Origin of the sequence: Pseudomonas sp. GD04015 (assembly GCF_029837675.1) — a bacterium.
Lineage (GTDB): Bacteria > Pseudomonadota > Gammaproteobacteria > Pseudomonadales > Pseudomonadaceae > Aquipseudomonas > Aquipseudomonas paralcaligenes.
Map to the genome: position 1 here is coordinate 39,130 of NZ_JAOEEE010000033.1, position 17,605 is coordinate 56,734.

The window sequence follows — 17,605 nt, forward strand, 5'->3', positions numbered from 1 at the left end:
GCGTCTCTGGGTCCCCGCCTTCGCGGGGACGACGGAGGGTGGGGATGTGCGTACGGCTGCTGTTTCGCTCGATTGTCTTGGGTGGGAGGCCCTGCATGGATAAGGTAGATCAGCAATTCCGTCATTCCCGCGAAGGCGGGAGTCCATGTCTAGGTCCGTACACCGCGTCCCTGGGGCCACGCTTTCGCGGAGACGACGGGGGACTGGGCAATGGACGTACAGCCGCTCTCCACCCGCTGGCCCCAGGCAACTGATCTATGCTCTGCCGGGCGGCCCGGCCGCAGCGCCCGCATACCCCCTCCTCCGATGGAACCGTCCATGACCGCACCCGCCGACGAGCGCGCCAAGCCTTCCCATGCCTCCTCGTCCATCGGCCTGCTGGTCGGCGCCGTGGGGGTGGTCTACGGCGACATCGGCACCAGCCCGCTGTACACGCTCAAGGAGGTGTTCAACGGCGGCTACGGCGTGCAGGTGAACCACGAAGGCGTGCTCGGGGTGCTGTCGCTGATCTTCTGGGCGCTGGTCTGGGTGGTGTCGGTCAAGTACGTGCTGTTCGTGCTGCGCGCCGACAACCAGGGCGAAGGCGGGGTGATGGCGCTGACGGCCCTCGCCCGCCGTGCGGCCGCGTCCCATCCTCGGTTGCGCACGGTGCTGGTGCTGCTCGGCCTGTTCGGCGCTGGGCTGTTCTATGGCGACAGCATGATCACCCCGGCCATTTCGGTGCTGTCGGCCGTGGAGGGCCTGGAGATCGCCCTGGACGGCGTGGAGCACTGGGTGGTGCCGCTGGCGCTGATCCTGCTGGTGGGGCTGTTCCTGATCCAGAAGCACGGCACAGGGCGCATCGGCATCCTGTTCGGGCCGGTGATGCTGGCGTGGTTCGCCGTCCTGGGCGCGCTGGGCCTGTACGGCATATTCCATCAGCCGCAGGTGCTGCAGGCGCTCAACCCCTACTGGTGCGTGCATTTCTTCATCGCCCACCCGGGCATCGGCGTGGCCATCCTCGGCGCGGTGGTGCTGGCGCTGACCGGCGCCGAGGCGCTGTACGCGGACATGGGCCACTTCGGCCGCAAGCCCATCGCCCGCGCCTGGTTCCTGCTGGTGCTGCCGGCCCTGGTGCTGAACTACTTCGGTCAGGGCGCGATGCTGCTGGAAAATCCGGCCGCCGCGCGCAACCCCTTCTACCTGCTGGCGCCGGCCTGGGCGCTGCTGCCGCTGGTGGGCCTGGCCACCTTCGCCACCATCATCGCCTCGCAGGCGGTGATCTCCGGTGCCTTCTCGCTGACCCGCCAGGCCATCCAGCTCGGCTACATCCCGCGCATGCACATCCAGCACACGTCCGACGCCGAGCAGGGGCAGATCTACGTCTCGGCGGTGAACTGGGCGCTGATGGTGGCCGTGGTGCTGCTAGTGATCGGCTTCGGCTCGTCCGACGCGCTGGCCTCGGCCTACGGCGTGGCGGTGACCGGCACGATGCTGATCACCACCCTGCTGGCCGCGGCGGTGGTCCTGCTGTTGTGGAACGTGCCGCGCTGGATCGCCGTGCCGCTGCTGCTGGCGTTCTTTCTGGTGGACGCACTGTTCTTCGCCGCCAACGTGCCGAAGATCTTCCAGGGCGGCGCCTTCCCGGTGATCGCCGGGCTTGCGGTGTTCGTCCTGATGACCACCTGGAAGCGCGGCCGGCAGATGCTGGTCGAGCACCTGGACGACAACGCGCTGCCGCTGCCGGTGTTCATCTCCAGCCTGCGCGGCCAGCCGCCGCACCGGGTACGCGGCACCGCGGTGTTCCTCACCGCGCGCTCGGACGCCGTGCCCCACGCGCTGTTGCACAACCTGCTGCACAACCAGGTGCTGCACGAGCAGGTCGTGCTGCTCACCGTGGCCAGCGAGGACGAACCGCGGGTGGCGCCGGAGCGGCGCTTCGAGGTGGACGCCTACGGCGACGGCTTCTTTCGGGTGATCCTGCACTTCGGCTTCATGGAGGAGCCTGACGTGCCGGCGGCCCTGCGCCTGTGCCACCTGGACGAACTGGACTTCAGCCCGATGAGCACCACCTGGTTCCTCAGCCGCGAGACGGTGGTCGCCAGCAAGCGCTTCGGCATGGCGCGCTGGCGCGAGGTGCTGTTCGCCTTCCTGCTGCGCAACGCCAACAGCAACCTGCGCTTCTTCCGGCTGCCGCTGAACCGGGTGATCGAGCTGGGCACCCAAGTGGAGATCTAGCGCCGCTCAGTGCCCCGTCTGCCGCCGCCGCACGTCCTGCAGCAGGCGCTCGGCCAGCGCCGGGTAGTTCTCGTCGAAGTGATGCCCGCCGGGCAGCTCCAAGCGCTCGCCGACCGCGCCCGGCTGGGTGCAGCCGCTCTCCCCGGCCTCGTCCTTGCCGTAGATGCACAGCACCTTGGCCGCCGGCAGCCTGCTCAGCTCGGGGCCGGTGGGCGCTTCCTGGCCGGCCTTGCCCAGCCAGCCCTGGACTTCGATCTCGAAGCTGCCGCTGCGTGCCAGGGCCAGCAGGTGCACGGCGTCGACCTGTTGCTGGTCGCTGGCCGGCAGGCGGTTGTAGATCGCCGGCAACACGTCGGCGCCGAACGAGTAGCCGGTCAGCACGAAGCGCCGCGCGCCCCACTTGTCGCGGTAGCGCTGCATCAGCCGGGAGAGGTCGGCGGCGCCCTGCTCCGGGGTCTTGTGCTGCCAGAAGTAACGCAGCGTGTCGATGCCGACCACCGGGTAGCCGCGCTTGGCCAGCTCGTCGGCGACGTCGCGGTCGAGGTCGCGCCAGCCGCCGTCGCCGGAATAGAACAGGATCAGGGTCTCGCCCGGCCCGCTCGCCGGCACTTCGACCACCGGCATGTCGTCACCGTCACCACGCAGCAGGCGTTGCAGCTGTTCGTCGAGCAGGCCGGTGAGCGACGTGTCGTAGTCGCCGATGATGGTCTCGGCATTGCCCTGGCCACGGGCGAAGCGCGCGCTGGCATCGCTCGGGTTGTCGTTCCAGGCGGCCAGCCAGCGGCCGTGGTCGGCCCTGGCCGGCAGCGCGGTGGCACAGTGCTCGGCGTCGAGATCGAAGCCCACCGAGAGGGCACGGGCCTGGTCGCTGTCCTGGCCGGCGAGCCAGCGCCAGGCGAGGCTGGCGCCCGCGCTGATACCGGCCAGCAGGTCGGGGCGCGCGTCGAATTCGGCGAGCGCCGCATGCAGGCGCCGCTGCTGGGCCGCGCAGTCGCCGTCGGCAGCCAGGAAGAACTGGCCGATACGCGCCTGGCCGCCCTGGCTGAGCGCGAGCAGCTGCGCGTCGCTGAGCGCCTGTTCGCCCGGCACCGCGACCAAGACCTGGTGGCGCGGGGCGACGCCGGGTGCAACCAGAAGCATCGGGCTGCCATCGGCGAGCGTGCGCCGCTCGACCTTCGGCTGGCCGGACATCCGGCTCCAGAGCAGCAGGACCGCGCCGACCAGCACGGCGACGAGGATGATCAGGGCATGGCGCCGGTAGCGTGCGAGCATCAGCGTTTCACCAGTCCGGTCAGGCCGCCGGCGATCAGGGCGGCGGTGTCGGCCAGCGCCACCAGCGGGTCGAGCCCGGCGGGGACGGCCATGTAGCGTGGCTCCCAGTCCGGCTGGAACTTGTCCTTGAAGCGGCGCAGGCCCTGGAAGTTGTAGAGCTGTTCGCCGCGGCGGAACACCAGCGAGCCGAGGCGCTGGGTCAGCGGCGCACCGCGTCGCGGCTGCAGGCCGGAGAGCGGCACCATGCCGAGGCTGAAGCGCTGGTAGCCCTCGCCCTTGAAATGCAGGATCAGGCCGAGCATGAGGAATTCCATGGTCAGCTTCGGCGCATCCGGCGCCGAGCGCATCAGGTCGAGGCTGGCCAGCTCGCGGCTGTCGGTCTCCAGCAGGTTGGCGAAGGCCACCGCCCTGCCCTGGAAACGCACCACGGCGATGCGGAAGTGCCCGAGGTAGCCGGCGTCGAAGCGGCCGAGGGAGAAGCCCTTCTCGCGCACATTCTTGCCCAGCAGCCAGGCGTCGGAGATCGACCGCAGCTCGTCCAGTGGCGCCTCGCCGCGCGGATGGATGTGCAGCTCCAGGCCGTCGCGCTGGCCGCGGTTCCAGGTGTAGCGCAGGTCCTTCATCTCCTTGCCCTTGGCGTCGAGGTCGAAGCGCGACAGGTCGACCCTGGCCTCCTCGCCGAGCTTGATCGCAGTGAGACCGATGTCCATGTAGAACGGCAGGCTCTCGGCGCGCACCTGGTAGAACACCGGGCGGGCGTGGTGCAGGTCGCAGAGGTCGCGGAACCGCCAGATCAGCTCGGCGCGCTGGAGCGGCGGGCCGACCGGGTCGAACAGCGCGACCATGCTGCGCCCGCGGCGCGAATACATCAGGAAGGCCTCGTCGCCCTGATCCCCGGTATGGAACAGCAGCGCCTTGTCGCCGGTCAGGGCCAGGCCGCCGTCCGGCTGGTCGGAGCGGCGCAGGATCGCGGCGGCCCGTTCGAGTTCGGCCGCGTCCGGCGGCGCGATGGCCGGTGGCGCCGCGCGCAGCAGCCAGGCCAGCGCCAGCACGGCGAGCAGCAACGCGCTGCCGAGGGCGGCGCGCAGCGCCCGCGGCGCCGAGGCATCGAGAGCGAACTGCCACCACAGCTCATGCTCGTAGGGCACGTCGCGGTAGGCGAACAGCAGCAGCCAGAGCGAGGCCGCGAGCACCGAGGCGGCCGCCGCCAGGTACAGCCAGGAGAACGGCAGTTCGAGCAGCCGGCTCGGCCGGTAGAACGACTTGCGGAACAGCGCCAGCAGGCTGGCGGTGAGCACCAGCAGGCTGGCCTCCTCCCAGTCGAAGCCCTTGAGCAGCGACAGCAGCGCGCCGACCAGCAGCAGCACCAGGGTCAGCATCCAGGCCGCCGACAGGCGCCGGCGCAACCCCTGGGCGAGCAGCAGGCAAAGCACGCCGACCAGACTGGCGCCGAGGTGCGATGCCTCGATCAGCCGGTGCGGGACGAGGAAGCCCAGGTGTTCGAGGCGGGTGTCGACCGCCGGGGTCGCACCGGAAAACAGCAGCACCACGCCGGAGATGAACACCAGCAGCGCCAGCACCGGCGCGCCGAGCCCGGACGCGACCCGGATGGCCTGGTTGCCGGCAAGCATGCGCCGGGCCTCGACCGCCAGCAGCAGCACGCAGGCCACCAGCAGCGGCAGCACCACGTAGATCAGCCGGTACAGCAGCAGCGCGGCGGCCAGCGGCGCAGCCTCGATCTGCCCGCTGAAGGCGGCCAGCATCACCGCCTCGAACACCCCAACCCCGCCCGGCACGTGGCTGAGCACGCCGGCGGCCAGGGCCAGCAGGTAGACCAGCAGGAACACGCCGAACGGCGGCGCGGTCGGCAGCAGCAGGTAGAGCACGGTGGCGGCGGCGCAGACGTCCAGCGCGGTGATCAGCAGTTGCAGGCCGCTCAGCCGCCAGTTCGGCAGGCGCAGGCTGCGGCGACCGATCCGCACCTGCATGGCGTGCGCCAGCGGCTGCCCGGGCAGATGCCGGCGCTGGATCAACAGGACGGCGCCGGCATAGCCGAGCAGCACCAGCCCGGCGATGGCGCCCAGCACGCCGGGCGGCAGGCGCAGCGCCAGGGCGGCGTCCGGCAGGTCGCTGAGCATCGCCAGCGCGGCCAGCAGCGGCAGCGTGCAACCGAGCGAGAGGCTGGCGAACAGGGTCATCCGCGCCACTTCGCCGGCACCGAGGCCGAGGCGGGTATACAGCCGGTAGCGCACCGAGCCGCCGGAAAGCATCGACAGGCCGACCGCGTTGCCGATGGCGAAGGCGCTGAAGCCGCCGAGTGCCAGGCTGGCGGCCGGCAGGCGCACATCGGCGTAGCGGCTGGCGGACCATTCATAGCCGAGCAGCACCGCGAAGCCCGCGAGGGTAGCCGCCAGGGCGCCGGCCAGGGCGCCCGGCGGCACGTCCAGCAAGGCCGTGCGCAGGGCGCCCGGGTCGAGTTCGTCGAGCAGGTGCTTGCAGGCCACCAGGGCGAGGACGAACAGCCCCAGGCCAAGGGCGAGGCCGATGGGCTGCCGGTAGGCGCTGATGCGGTCGAACCAGGCGAGACGGCGGGGATGAACCTGTGAAGCGGGAGGCGTGGAGGCTGGCGCAGTCATGGAAACCTCGGCGTGGTGCGTCACAGGTTGGGGCGAAACTGCGGTTGCCAAGTGCGCGCGGAAAAAATCTTTTGGCACCATCGCCGAAGCGCCGGCGCCCCTCAGCCCGGGCCGAGGAACTTGCCGAGGAACTGGCGGGTGCGCTCCTCCCGCGGCGCGCTGAACAGCGCCCTGGCCTCGCCCTGTTCGACGATCACCCCGCGGTCGATGAAGATCGCCCGGTTGGCCACGTCGCGGGCGAAGCTCATCTCGTGGGTGACGATGACCATGGTGCGCTTCTCCTCGGCCAGGCCGCGGATGGTCGCCAGCACCTCGCCGACCAGTTCCGGGTCGAGCGCCGAGGTCGGCTCGTCGAACAGGATCACGTCCGGCTGCATGGCCAGCGCGCGGGCGATGGCCACGCGCTGCTGCTGGCCGCCGGAGAGGCGCTTGGGATAGGCGTCCTCCTTGCCGGCCAGGCCGACCTTGGCGAGCAGCGCGCGGCCCCGCTCCAGGGCCTGGGCGCGAGGTTCCTTCTTCACCTGCACCGGGCCTTCGATGACGTTCTCCAGGGCGGTGCGATGGGGGAACAGGTTGAAGTTCTGGAACACGAAGCCAACGTGCTGGCGCAGCTGGCGGATCAGCTTCTGCTGCGCCTTGAGCGGTCGGTCGGCGTCGATCTCGATGCTGCCCACCGTGATCCGCCCGCCGTCGGGCTGCTCCAGCAGGTTGAGGCAGCGCAGCAGGGTGGTCTTGCCCGAGCCACTGGGGCCGATGATGGCCACCACCTCACCGGGAGCGACGTCCAGGTCGATGCCCTTGAGCACATCCTGGCCCTTGAAGGCCTTTCTCAGGTTGCGGACGGAAATCATCAGGAATCCTGCTCGTGGCGGTTGACCCGCGCCTCCAGGCGCGACTGGAAGTGCGCCAGGATGCTGGCCAGCACCCAGTAGATCAGCGCGGCGGCCAGGTACATGGTGAAGATCTCGAAGGTGCGCGCGGTGATCAGCTGTGCCTGGCGGAACAGTTCCGGCACCTGGATGGTGGCGGCCAGGGCGGTGTCCTTGACCAGCGAGATGAAGCTGTTGCCCAGCGGCGGCAAGGCGGTGCGCGCCGCCTGGGGCAGGATGGCCCGGTACAGGGTCTGCGCCCGGCCCATGCCGATGCTCGCCGCCGCCTCCCACTGGCCGCGATCGATGGAGGCGATGGCGGCGCGGAGGATTTCCGAGGTGTAGGCGCCCATGTTCAGCGAGAAGCCGATCAGCGCGGCGGTCAGCGGCTCCAGCTGGATGCCCAGCTGGGGCAGGCCGTAGTAGATCATGAACAGCTGGACCAGCAGCGGCGTGCCGCGGAAGAACGACACGTAGATCCGCGACAGCCACTGCAGCGGCCAGTAGCCGTACAGCCGAAGCAGGGCCAGGGCGAAGCCGAGCAGCAGCCCGAAGAACATGCCACCCAGGCTCAGCACCACCGTCCACAGGGTGCCCTTGAGCAGGAAGGGCAGCGAGTCCAGCGCGAGCTGCAGGCTGGTTTCGATCATTGGGTGACGTCAGCCTTGAACCATTTCTCGGACAGTTGCTTGAGGGTGCCGTCGGCCTTGAGCTTGGCCAGCGCCGTGTCGATGGCCTCCAGCAGCTGCGGATTGCCCTTGCGCAGGGCGATGCCGGACTCCTGCCGGGAGAAGGCGTCGCCGGCCACGGCCAGGCGGCCGCCGGTCTTCTCGACCATCTCGAAGGCGGCCAGGCGGTCCACTAGGATCACGTCGATGCGGCCGACGTTGAGGTCCTGGAACTTGGTCGGGTCGTCGTCGTAGGTGCGGATGTCGGCCTGCGGCACGTTCTCCTTCAGCCACTGCTCATAGTTGGTGCCGAGGCCCACGCCGACCTTCTTGCCGGCCAGGTCCTGGGCGCTCTTGATGCTGTCGCCGTCGGCCTTGCGGGTCAGCGCCTGGATGCCGGAGACGGTGTAGGGGGTGGAGAAGTCGTACTTCTTCCTGCGCTCGTCGGAGATGGTCACCTGGTTGATCACCACGTCCAGGCGCCTGGATTCCAGGGCGGCGAGGATGCCGTCCCACTTGGTCGGCTGGAACTGGGCCTCGACGCCCAGCTCCTTCGCCAGCGCCTGGGCGAGTTCGACCTCGAAGCCGGTCAGCTTGCCGCTCTCGTCCTGGTAGTTGAACGGTGGGTAGGTGCCTTCCAGGCCGACCTTGATAGCGCCCTTGGCCTTGATGTCGTCCAGCAGGTCGGCGGCGAAGCCCGGGGTGGCCAGGCTGGCGCCGAGCAACAGGCTCAGGCTGCCGAGGAGGAAGTGGCGACGCAGCGTGGTGAATGTCATGGCGGGCTCTCCGGATGGGTAGGCGGGCAACTCTAGGAGCAAATATTTATTCGATAAAATATTGAAAAATTATCTGCTTATTCCTTTTCAGCCTTGTGCGTGCTTCGACTGCTCCGCTGGATGATAGGCGAACAGCGCCGGGGCGCCGCCGGTGTGCAGAAACAGCAGAGGCCCCGTGCCGGGGAAGGCGCCGGTGGCGATGCCGTCGAGCAGGCCGGCGAAGGCCTTGCCGGTGTACACCGGGTCCAGCAGCAGCCCTTCGTATCCGGCCAGCAGGCGTATCGCCGCCAGCGTCCCGGCGTTCGGCTCGCCGTAGCGCGGTGCGAAGTAGCGGTCCCAGAGTTCGATGCGCAGACCGGCCGGCACGTTCACTCCGAGCAGTTCGGCGGTGCGCCGCAGTAGCCCCTCGACCTTCGGGCGCTGGGTCTCGTCCGGACGCGACACGGTCACCCCGACCACCCGCGAGCCCGGGCGCTCGTGCTCCAGCGCCAGGGCCAGGCCGCTGTGGGTGCCGGCGCTGCCGGAGGCCAGCACCACGGCGGCGAAGTCCTGCCCGCTGCGCGCCATCTGCTCGGCCAGCTCCAGGCCGGCGCGCACGTAGCCCAGCGCGCCGAGGGCGTTGGAGCCGCCGATGGGCACCAGGTAGGGCCTGCGCCCGGCGCCGCGCAGGCGCTCGCAGGCGGCGGCCAGCTGCGCATCGGCGTCATCGAGGTTGGCCACCGCCTCCACTTCGGCGCCGAACAGGTCCAGCAGCAGACGGTTGCCGTTGCCCAGGTAGTTGCCGTCGGCGGTGCCGATGGGGTTCTCCAGCAGCGCCAGGCAGCCCAGGCCCAGCCTGGCGGCAACTGCAGCCGTCTGGCGCACGTGGTTGGACTGGATCGCCCCGGCCGTCACCAGCACGTCGGCGCCCTGGGCCAACGCGTCGGCGGCGAGGAATTCCAGCTTGCGCGCCTTGTTGCCGCCGAGGGCCAGCGGGGTGAGGTCGTCGCGCTTGACCCAGATGTCCCGCCCCAGGTGCCGGGACAGGCGTGGCAGGTGTTCCAGCGGCGTGGCGCTCGGGACCAGTTCGAAACGGGGAAAGCGGGCAAGGGCTTGGCGAAGCATGACGGATACCCTGGAGGGAAAGCTGTCACTTTAGGATGCTCCGAGCCCTTGCGCACAGCCCGTCGTCCCCGCGCAGGCGGGGACCCAGCGACGCGGTACCGGGCCTCCGTCTGGATTCCCGCCTGCGCGGGAATGACAAGGGGGGTTGGTCGTATACGACCTTCACCTGATCACCCCGCCTGCGCCAACTGCACGCCCCACTCCGTCGTCCCCGCGCAGGCGGGGACCCAGCGACGCAGTACCGGGCCTCCGTCTGGATTCCCGCCTGCGCGGGAATGACGAGGGTTTGGCCGTATGCGACCTTCACCCGATCACCCCCACCTGCACCGACTGCACGCCCCACCCCGTCGTCCCCGCGCAGGCGGGGACCCAGTGACGCAGTACCGGGCCTCCGTCTGGATTCCCGCCTACGCGGGAATGACGAGGAGGTTTGGTCGTATACGACCCTCACCTAATCGCCCCGCCTGCGCCGACTGCACATCCCACCCCGTCGTCCCCGCGCAGGCGGGGACCCAGCGACGCGGTTCCGGGCCTCCGTCTGGATTCCCGCCTACGCGGGAATGACGAGGGGTTTGGCCGTATACGGCCTTCACCCGATCACCCCGTCTGCGCCGACTGCACGCCCCACTCCGTCGTCCCCGCGCAGGCGGGGACCCAGCGACGCAGTACCGGGCCTCCGTCTGGATTCCCGCCTACGCGGGAATGACGAGGGGTTTGGCCGTATGTGACCTTCACCCGATCACCCCCACCTGCACCGACTGCACGCCCCACCCCGTCGTCCCCGCGCAGGCGGGGACCCAGTGATGCAGTACCGGGCCTCTGTCTGGATTCCCACCTACGCGGGAATGACGAGACTTCCTGCCGGCCACACCCGCATGACGTCAGAACAGCTCAAGCTGGCGATCCACCAGGCTGGCGAAGTCGCCGCCCACGAACGGCAGGATCGCGTCCGCCACCGGCTGCAGCTGGCGGCTCAGATAGTGCTCGTAGTCGATGGCGCCAGTGCGGTTCTCCAGCGGCTCGGGGCCCGCCACGGTGATCAGGTAGCTGATCCAGCCGCCCCGCTGGTACTGGCGCGGACGGCCCAGGCGATCGTTGTGCTCGTCGGCCAGACGCGCGGCGCGCACGTGGGGCGGGACGTTGCGCTCGTAGTCGTCGAGCTTGCGGCGCAGGCGCTTGCGGTAGACCAGCAGTTCGTCCAGTTCGCCAGCCAGGGTGCGGCGCACGTAGTCGCGCACGTAGTCCTCGTGGGGCCGGTTGTCGAACACCAGCCGGTACAGTTCCTGCTGGAAGCGCTGGGCCAGCGGCGACCAGTCGGTACGCACCGTCTCCAGCCCCTTGAACACCATTTCCTCGTTGCCATCGGCGCGCCGCACCAGGCCGGCGTAGCGCTTCTTGCTGCCCTCCTCGGCACCGCGCACGGTGGGCATCAGGAAACGCCGGTAGTGGCTCTCGAACTGCAGCTCCAGCGCGCTCTCCAGGCCCATCTCGGCGCGCAGGTGCTCGCGCCACCACTGGTTGACCCGGGCCACCAGCTCACGACCGATGCTTGCAGCCTCCTCCTCGTTGTGCTCCCGACCAAGCCAGACGAAGGTGGAGTCGGTGTCGCCGTAGATCACCTGGTATCCCTGCGCCTCGATCAGCTCGCGGGTGCGGCGCATGATGGCGTGGCCGCGCAGGGTGATGGACGAGGCCAGGCGCGTGTCGAAGAAGCGGCAGCCGCTGGAGCCGAGCACGCCGTAGAAGGCGTTCATGATGATCTTCAGCGCCTGCGACAGCGGCGCGTTGCCCTCGCGCTTGGCCGCCTCGCGGCCCTGCCAGACCCGCTCGACGATGGCCGGCAGGCAGTGCCGGGTGCGCGAGAAGCGCGCCTCGCGGAAGCCCTCCACCGAGTGCTCGTCGTCCGGCTCACGCAGGCCCTCGATCAGGCCCACCGGGTCTATCAGAAAGGTACGGATGATCGACGGGTACAGGCTCTTGTAGTCGAGCACCAGCACCGACCGGTAGAGCCCCGGCCGCGAATCCATGACGAAACCGCCGGGACTGGCCTGGGGCATCTTCTCGCCGAGGTTGGGCGCGACGAAGCCCATGCGGTGCATCGGCGGCAGGTACAGGTGGGTGAAGGCCGCCACCGAGCCGCCGCTGCGGTCGGCGGGTAGGCCGGTGACGGCGGCGCGTTCGAGCAAGAAGTCGATCACCCGGGTGTGGGCGAAGATGCGGGTGACCAGCTCGCAGTCCTTGAGGTTGTAGCGGGCCAGGGCCGGCTTGTCCTCGGCGAACATGCGGTTGATCTCGTCCATGCGCTGGTACGGCGTGTCGATCGCCTTGCCCTCGCCGAGCAGGGTCTGGGCCACGCTCTCCAGGCTGAACGAGGGGAAGCTCCAGGTGGCCGAGCGCAGCGCCTCGATGCCGTCGATGATCAGGCGCCCGGCCGCCGCCGCGAAGTAATGGTTGTGGCTGGCGTGCTCGCGCCACTCCATCTCCTCGTCGCCGCGCCCCAGGCGCAGCGGCACCTTCAGCTCGGCGGCGTGGCGCTGCAGCACGCGCAGGTCGAACTGCACCAGGTTCCAGCCGCTGATGGCGTCCGGGTCGTGCTCGGCCATCCAGGCGTTGAGCCGCTCCAGCAGCTCGGCGCGGCTGGTGCAGTAGTCGAGGTCGAAATCCACCTCGGCATCGCCCTCGGCAGCCGCACCGAGCATGTACACCTGGCGCTGGCCGCAGCCCTCCAGGGCGATGGAATACAGCTCGCCGCGTTCGCTGGTCTCGATGTCCAGCGACACCAGGCGCAGCCGCGGCCGGTAGCCCTCGGCCGGCTTCAGGCGGGCGTCGAGCAACACCCCGCCCTCGCCCGGCGTGCCGCCGAAACTGACCGGCGCGGTGATGAAACGCTCCATCAGGAAGCGCTCGGGGGGGCGGATGTCGGCCTCGTAGACATCGACGCCGGCCTTGCGCAGCTGCTTGTCCAGCTTGATCAGCTGGCGGTGGGAACGGCAGTACAGGCCGAGCATCGGCCGGTGGCGGAAGTCGCGCAGGCCCAGCGGCCGCAGCTCCACCTCGCGCTCGCCGCGCAGCTGCGCCTCGGCGCGCTCGCGCTGCGCTTCCGGGATGAAGGCGACGGAAGGCTGGTACGGCAGGCGCACCCGCCGGGGACCGGCGTCGGTGGCCAGCCAGAATTCGACCTCGGTGCCGGCCGGCGTGTCGCGCCAGTGCCGGGTCAGGACGAAGCCCTGCTGTAGATCCACGCCCTTGCCTCGGGAAAGCTGTACGGGTCGGCATTCTACCGGGCGGAGTCGGCCCGGCACCACGCGGGCCGACCTATAGCAGCGTCTGCTGGCGCATCGGGGTGAGCACGCCTTCCAGTTCCAGCAGCGCCTGCTTGCGGTGCAGGCCGCCGGCGTAGCCGGTAAGGCTGCCGTTGGCGCCGATGATGCGGTGGCAGGGCACGATGATGGCGATCGGGTTGACCGCGTTGGCCCGCCCCACTGCCCGCGCCGAGGTGTTGCGGTCCAGGCGCAGGGCCAGCTGGCCATAGGTCAGGGTGGTGCCGTAGGGCACCTGGCTCAGGTGCTTCCAGGCTTCATATAGAAAGGCGTTGCCCAGCGGCGCCAGGGCCAGCTCGAACACGCGGCGGCGCCCGGCGAAGTATTCGTCCAGCTGGCGCGCCACCGGCGCCACCAGCGCGGCGTCGCGCTGCAGCTGGTAGCCGCGCCAGATCAGCGGCTCGTGCACCTCGTCGTCGAGGAACTCCAGGCGCTGCAGGGCACCCTGGCCGTCCACCAGGGCGATCATCGTGCCGAGCGGGGTGTCGATCAGGTCGCCGCGTACCGGAGTGGGTTCGCCGCCTCGCTGCCTTTCCATGGTTCTCGATGCCTCGATGGGAGATACCGCGACTATCGCCGCCCTCCCCGGTGCGATCAAGTCGAAACGGGCGACGCCCGGTCGAGCAGCGGCACCCAGACCTCGACGTGGCCGGTGCCGGCCGTGGGATCGAAGTCCGCGCTGTAGCGCTCGAATTCCGGCGCGTCGGCGGCCTGCAGGCCCGAGGCCGGCAGCCAGCGCTGGAAGATCGCGGCAAAGGTCTCGTGGATGCTGGAGATGTGCCCCGTGTGGCGAAACACCGCGTAGCGCCGCGCCGGCAGGTGCTGGCAAGTGAGGCCGGGCGGCAACTCGCCGATATGATCGACGCGAACGCCGGCGATGTACTCGAAGCCGCCGTCGTCGTCCGGGTTGCAGCACAGGCCGAAGGTCTCCCAGCCCTGCTGCCCCGGCACCTTGCCAATCCAGGGTACGAAGCGCTGCCAGAGCGCGCTGATGCCCTGGGACTTGTCGAAGGTGAAGCGTTCGCCCAGCCCGGCGATCAGCAGCTCCTCGCCGTGCTCGAAGCGCGGTTCGGCGAGCGGGTAGGTGGTGGTGGGTTGCATGCGCATGGCCTCTCTCAGTTCGATGCCTTCCAATCGGCCGCTCGCCCGCAGGGCCTCCGGCGTGACGCCGAACTGCTCGCGGAACGCGCGGGTGAACGCCTCGTGGGAGCCATAGCCCGCCTCCAGCGCCAGGTCGAGAATGTCCCGGGCACCCTCGGCCAGACGAGCAGCCGCGCGGCTCAGGCGCCGCGCCCTGGCGTAGCGCATCACCGGCCAGCCGGTGGCGAGCGCGAAGGCCCGTGCCAGGCCGAAGCGCGACAGCCCGCAGGCATCGGCGATGCCCTGCAGGTCCAGGCGTCCTTCGAGGTCGGTCTCGATCAGCCAGAGGGCCTTACCGATGGGGTCCATGTTCGCTCCTCACGAGTCGCCAGGCAGTATCGGCGCCCAGTATGCCGGGCGCTTGATCGTTCTTGCGCGCGCCCTCGCCCCGCGAACACAGGCTGAACGTGGCAGACGAGGTGGCGGTCTGTACGGAAAGCACCCGCACCCGACGCCCCAGGAGCCCGCCACCGTGTTCGCCCGCACCACCTGCCTCGCACTGCTGCTCGCCGCCCCGCTGGTCCATGCCGGCGACGCCCTGCGCATCACCCAGCTGCAGCGCTGCGGCGACCTGCTCGACGACGCCTCGCAGTACTGCGTGGGCACCACCGGCCTGGGCGACGGCGAGCTGCGGGTGCATCTCGGTGACCAGACCCTGGATACGAACCGCGTCCAGCGCGACGGCCAGAGCCTGCGCCTGAAGCTCGGGCGCGAACCCAGCGCCCCGCTGTGGCTGGAGCAGGACGAGCGCAGCAGCAACCCGGTGTGGCTGTCGCGCGGGCGCAGCCAGGTGCTGGCCGCCGGCCCCGACGAAGTGGCGAAGAACATAGACGGCCTGACCACCTACCTGGACCTGGTCAGCCTGCTGATCGAGGAAAAGCACGACGGCCGCCAGGAGGCCGAACGCCTGGCCAAACGCTATGGCGCCCAAGTGGTCGGCGCCATTCCGCCGCTGAACATCTACCAGCTGCGCCTGCCCGCCAAGGACCTGGTCCAGCGCGACGCGCTGATCCTGCGCCTGGGCAGCGAGACCAGCGTGGACGCGGTGATCATCGAGGAATCCGCCCCCGAGAAGGGCGAGGAAAGCGAAGGCAACAAAGTGCCAAACAAGCCCAGCGCGGACGAATGGGCGGCCAACCGCTTCGCCGACGCGGTGAACTACTACCAGCGACGCATCCCCGCCAAGGAAGCGCCGGTGGAGACCCGGCCGGTGCGCATCGGCGTGATCGAGCGCAACGTCGACTTCGACGCGCCGGACTTCGCCGACCACCTCGGCGGCTGCCGCCCGGAGCAACGCACCTGCCTCTACGCCCGCGACGCGGACAAACCGGACAACCACGGCAGCACCGTGACCGGCATCTTCGCCGCCCACGCCAAGCGCGGCGGCAATAGCGGCTTCCTGCAGGCCCTGGACGGCGCCGGGCCGGGATTCGAAGTCATCGTCGAACGCAACTCGGACGCCGGCATCACCGCCAACATCGCCGCCTCGGTCAACCTGGTCGAGGACGGCGTGCGGGTGCTCAACTGGAGCTGGGGCATCCACCGGGTCGGGGCGAAGAACGTCGAGGGCGACGAAGTGGACTCGCTGATCCGCTCCGGCCTCGCCATGAGCGGCTACGAAGAACTGCTGGAAGAATTCTTCCTGTGGCTGCGCCGCGAGCACCCGGACGTGGTGGTGATCAACTCGGCCGGCAACGGCGCGGCCTTCTCCGGCACCGACGAATACCGCCTGCCCTCCTCCTTCATCACCGACCAGCTGCTGGTGGTCGGCGGCCACCAGCGCAGCCAGAAGAGCGGCGTGTCGGTGGACGACCCGGCCTACGTGGTCAAACGCAGCTCCTCGAACATCGACATGCGGGTGGACATCACCGCCTCGGCCTGCACCCACGCCTCGACCCTGCGCGACGGCGAACGCGGCGAAGTGCATTGCGGCACCTCCTACGCCACACCGATGGTCGCCGGGGTGGTCGCCGCCATGCTCTCGATCAACCCCGAACTGCAGCCGGACCAGCTGCGCATGCTGCTGCGACGCAGCGCCATGACCATCGGCGGCGACTACGACTTCGAGCCGATGGACGCCGAGGACCTCACCGCCCCCATCCTGCCCTCCGAGCGCAACTACCAGCTGGACGACAAGGACGTCGGCCGCTCCGCCCGTCTCGACATGCAGAAGGCGCTGGACCTGGCCGTGCAGAGCCTCGATCGGGTGCGCTGAGCGGCGACTTGTCAGAGGTGGTGATCATTACGCCGATCTTCCCAATCGGCGAGCAGCCCGTTTGCCAGCAACGCCAGCCCCGCGATGAGCGAGGCAATCCAGAAATCGATCTGGAAAAGGTGGCTGCCCAAGAGACCGGCCAATAAAGACATGCCAAGCCAGATGAGTGTGTAAAACACCCTGCTCATGAGAGATCACTCTCTATCGTCAATGTACGTAATGGAGTCATTGCGCGACGCTTATCGTCTCTCCAATGCCCTCTTAAGCCCGTAGAGTCAACGACGTGGGGCGAGGCAACCACGCCCTGGCAACCGGCTCCGCATTAAGAAAAACAGGGTACATCCCTTATATTTTCAGGTACGCCCTGTATCTGAGGAAATGTCTACAGCCAGCAAGGATTTATATTTCCAAAGCACATAGAGATAGACAATATCAACCACAACTATAGCCAGCATCCATACATGTTTCTTTTGATCACTTAGGCCTGACTCGTCATAGCCAGAATACAGCCCAACAGCGGAAAACAAGCATGCTAAAGTTAGTATTGCCCCAGCAAAATTCAAAGGAAAAATTTTCTTCCTCGCCGTCATCCCCGCCAAAATAAAGCATGCAAAAGCAGCAAAAATATCAAACACTTGATTAACATTAGAAAACACATATCGCCAAGAGAAAAACACACCAATCACACTATATAGCACAACCATAGTCGTTCTAAATATCACGGGCATTTGCATGGCACTCCAAACAATCCATCTTGACTTCCCATATGTCCCGCCAACATCTCATCATAAGAAGGCGGGGAACCTCTGTATGGAGAATGGTCTCCTCCAAGCAAGTTCGTATAGAATTTTGTTACATGATACCCAGTTGTCATCAAATGCATCACCCCCCAGTTATAGGAGTTATCTCTAACCTCTGAAAGTGCAAATAAGTAATGCTCTGCATTTCGATCCGCCTCTCTTAGTCCCCGGTACGTATATCGATGCTTACGTATATCGTGCCACGCCTTGTTCGCATCACAGTCATTATTCTTCAATACTTCCATAGCCCGGCGCTCACCATAAAATCTCTCATCACTTAAGACAGGATCTTGTGAGCTCGGTGAAAGCCCCAACACATCTAGTATTTGCGCTGGATTAACTGGATAAAGATATGGATTATTTCCGCCCAATAGCCCAATCGGGTCCTGCGTCACATACCGCCCCAACTCCGGTGCGTAATACCGATAGCGGTTGTAGTACAGCCCACTCTCTTCGTCCCGATACTGCCCCTGGAATCTAATGGGCTGGTTGGTCTCGCCCTGTTCGTGGTCGATAGCGCCCCAGTCGTCCGCCTGGCCTTGCCAGAGTGTTTTTCCCTGTTCGCCCGTGAGCCTCAGAGGGGTACCC

General features: G+C 68.1%; 14 protein-coding genes. 2 read left to right on the forward strand and 12 right to left on the reverse strand.

The window, feature by feature from the left end; translation table 11 throughout:
* The first annotated feature begins 318 nt into the window (after positions 1–318).
* Complete coding sequence (locus N7640_RS21090; RefSeq protein WP_279905453.1) at positions 319–2,217, forward strand: potassium transporter Kup; 1,899 nt, start codon at positions 319–321, stop codon at positions 2,215–2,217.
* 6 nt (positions 2,218–2,223) lie between these two features.
* On the opposite strand, the gene N7640_RS21095 is transcribed toward N7640_RS21090, so the two are convergent.
* From N7640_RS21095 to N7640_RS21135, 9 genes are all read right to left on the reverse strand, one after another.
* Positions 2,224–3,489: an AcvB/VirJ family lysyl-phosphatidylglycerol hydrolase gene (locus N7640_RS21095; protein ID WP_279905452.1), complete on the reverse strand. Its 1,266-nt coding sequence runs from the start codon at positions 3,487–3,489 to the stop codon at positions 2,224–2,226.
* Complete coding sequence (gene mprF / locus N7640_RS21100; RefSeq protein WP_279905451.1) at positions 3,489–6,125, reverse strand: bifunctional lysylphosphatidylglycerol flippase/synthetase MprF; 2,637 nt, start codon at positions 6,123–6,125, stop codon at positions 3,489–3,491. Before mprF ends, N7640_RS21095 begins: the two co-directional genes overlap by 1 nt.
* A gap of 101 nt (positions 6,126–6,226) precedes the next feature.
* Positions 6,227–6,976 carry an L-cystine ABC transporter ATP-binding protein TcyN gene (gene tcyN / locus N7640_RS21105; RefSeq protein ID WP_279905450.1) on the reverse strand — a complete coding sequence of 250 codons (750 nt, stop codon included), beginning with the start codon at positions 6,974–6,976 and terminating at the stop codon, positions 6,227–6,229.
* On the reverse strand, positions 6,976–7,644 hold the full coding sequence (gene tcyL, locus N7640_RS21110; protein ID WP_220813708.1) for a cystine ABC transporter permease: 669 nt from the start codon (positions 7,642–7,644) through the stop codon (positions 6,976–6,978). Before tcyL ends, tcyN begins: the two co-directional genes overlap by 1 nt.
* Positions 7,641–8,438 carry a cystine ABC transporter substrate-binding protein gene (tcyJ, locus tag N7640_RS21115; RefSeq protein WP_279905449.1) on the reverse strand — a complete coding sequence of 266 codons (798 nt, stop codon included), beginning with the start codon at positions 8,436–8,438 and terminating at the stop codon, positions 7,641–7,643. Before tcyJ ends, tcyL begins: the two co-directional genes overlap by 4 nt.
* 87 nt (positions 8,439–8,525) lie before the next feature.
* Positions 8,526–9,542, reverse strand: a complete 1,017-nt coding sequence (locus tag N7640_RS21120; RefSeq protein WP_279905448.1) for a D-cysteine desulfhydrase — start codon at positions 9,540–9,542, stop codon at positions 8,526–8,528.
* Between the two features lie 881 nt (positions 9,543–10,423).
* Positions 10,424–12,784: a DNA polymerase II gene (locus tag N7640_RS21125; protein ID WP_279905447.1), complete on the reverse strand. Its 2,361-nt coding sequence runs from the start codon at positions 12,782–12,784 to the stop codon at positions 10,424–10,426.
* 73 nt (positions 12,785–12,857) lie between these two features.
* Positions 12,858–13,400, reverse strand: a complete 543-nt coding sequence (locus tag N7640_RS21130) for a methylated-DNA--[protein]-cysteine S-methyltransferase (RefSeq protein ID WP_279905446.1) — start codon at positions 13,398–13,400, stop codon at positions 12,858–12,860.
* Positions 13,401–13,456: 56 nt separating this feature from the next.
* On the reverse strand, positions 13,457–14,311 hold the full coding sequence (locus N7640_RS21135; protein WP_279905445.1) for an AraC family transcriptional regulator: 855 nt from the start codon (positions 14,309–14,311) through the stop codon (positions 13,457–13,459).
* Between the two features lie 163 nt (positions 14,312–14,474).
* Here N7640_RS21135 and N7640_RS21140 point away from each other — a divergent pair, with 163 nt between their 5' ends.
* Positions 14,475–16,217 carry a S8/S53 family peptidase gene (locus N7640_RS21140; protein WP_279905443.1) on the forward strand — a complete coding sequence of 581 codons (1,743 nt, stop codon included), beginning with the start codon at positions 14,475–14,477 and terminating at the stop codon, positions 16,215–16,217.
* A gap of 11 nt (positions 16,218–16,228) precedes the next feature.
* Here N7640_RS21140 and N7640_RS21145 read toward each other — a convergent pair whose 3' ends face one another.
* The 3 genes from N7640_RS21145 to N7640_RS21155 all read right to left on the reverse strand — a co-directional run.
* Complete coding sequence (locus N7640_RS21145) at positions 16,229–16,405, reverse strand: hypothetical protein (protein WP_279905442.1); 177 nt, start codon at positions 16,403–16,405, stop codon at positions 16,229–16,231.
* A gap of 165 nt (positions 16,406–16,570) precedes the next feature.
* Positions 16,571–16,951, reverse strand: coding sequence for a hypothetical protein (locus N7640_RS21150; protein ID WP_279905441.1), 381 nt, complete (start codon positions 16,949–16,951; stop codon positions 16,571–16,573).
* A partial coding sequence (locus N7640_RS21155; RefSeq protein ID WP_279905440.1) for an RHS repeat-associated core domain-containing protein occupies positions 16,936–17,605 on the reverse strand: 670 nt, incomplete at its 5' end. The genes N7640_RS21155 and N7640_RS21150, both read right to left, overlap by 16 nt.

Bases quoted from the DNA above. Each gene is read 5' to 3' on its own strand.
- N7640_RS21090 (WP_279905453.1), top strand. From the start codon at position 319: ATGACCGCACCCGCCGACGAGCGCGCCAAGCCTTCCCATGCCTCCTCG.
- N7640_RS21095 (WP_279905452.1), bottom strand. From the start codon at position 3,489: ATGCTCGCACGCTACCGGCGCCATGCCCTGATCATCCTCGTCGCCGTG.
- mprF (WP_279905451.1), bottom strand. From the start codon at position 6,125: ATGACTGCGCCAGCCTCCACGCCTCCCGCTTCACAGGTTCATCCCCGC.
- tcyN (WP_279905450.1), bottom strand. From the start codon at position 6,976: ATGATTTCCGTCCGCAACCTGAGAAAGGCCTTCAAGGGCCAGGATGTG.
- tcyL (WP_220813708.1), bottom strand. From the start codon at position 7,644: ATGATCGAAACCAGCCTGCAGCTCGCGCTGGACTCGCTGCCCTTCCTG.
- tcyJ (WP_279905449.1), bottom strand. From the start codon at position 8,438: ATGACATTCACCACGCTGCGTCGCCACTTCCTCCTCGGCAGCCTGAGC.
- N7640_RS21120 (WP_279905448.1), bottom strand. From the start codon at position 9,542: ATGCTTCGCCAAGCCCTTGCCCGCTTTCCCCGTTTCGAACTGGTCCCG.
- N7640_RS21130 (WP_279905446.1), bottom strand. From the start codon at position 13,400: ATGGAAAGGCAGCGAGGCGGCGAACCCACTCCGGTACGCGGCGACCTG.
- N7640_RS21135 (WP_279905445.1), bottom strand. From the start codon at position 14,311: ATGGACCCCATCGGTAAGGCCCTCTGGCTGATCGAGACCGACCTCGAA.
- N7640_RS21145 (WP_279905442.1), bottom strand. From the start codon at position 16,405: ATGAGCAGGGTGTTTTACACACTCATCTGGCTTGGCATGTCTTTATTG.
- N7640_RS21150 (WP_279905441.1), bottom strand. From the start codon at position 16,951: ATGCAAATGCCCGTGATATTTAGAACGACTATGGTTGTGCTATATAGT.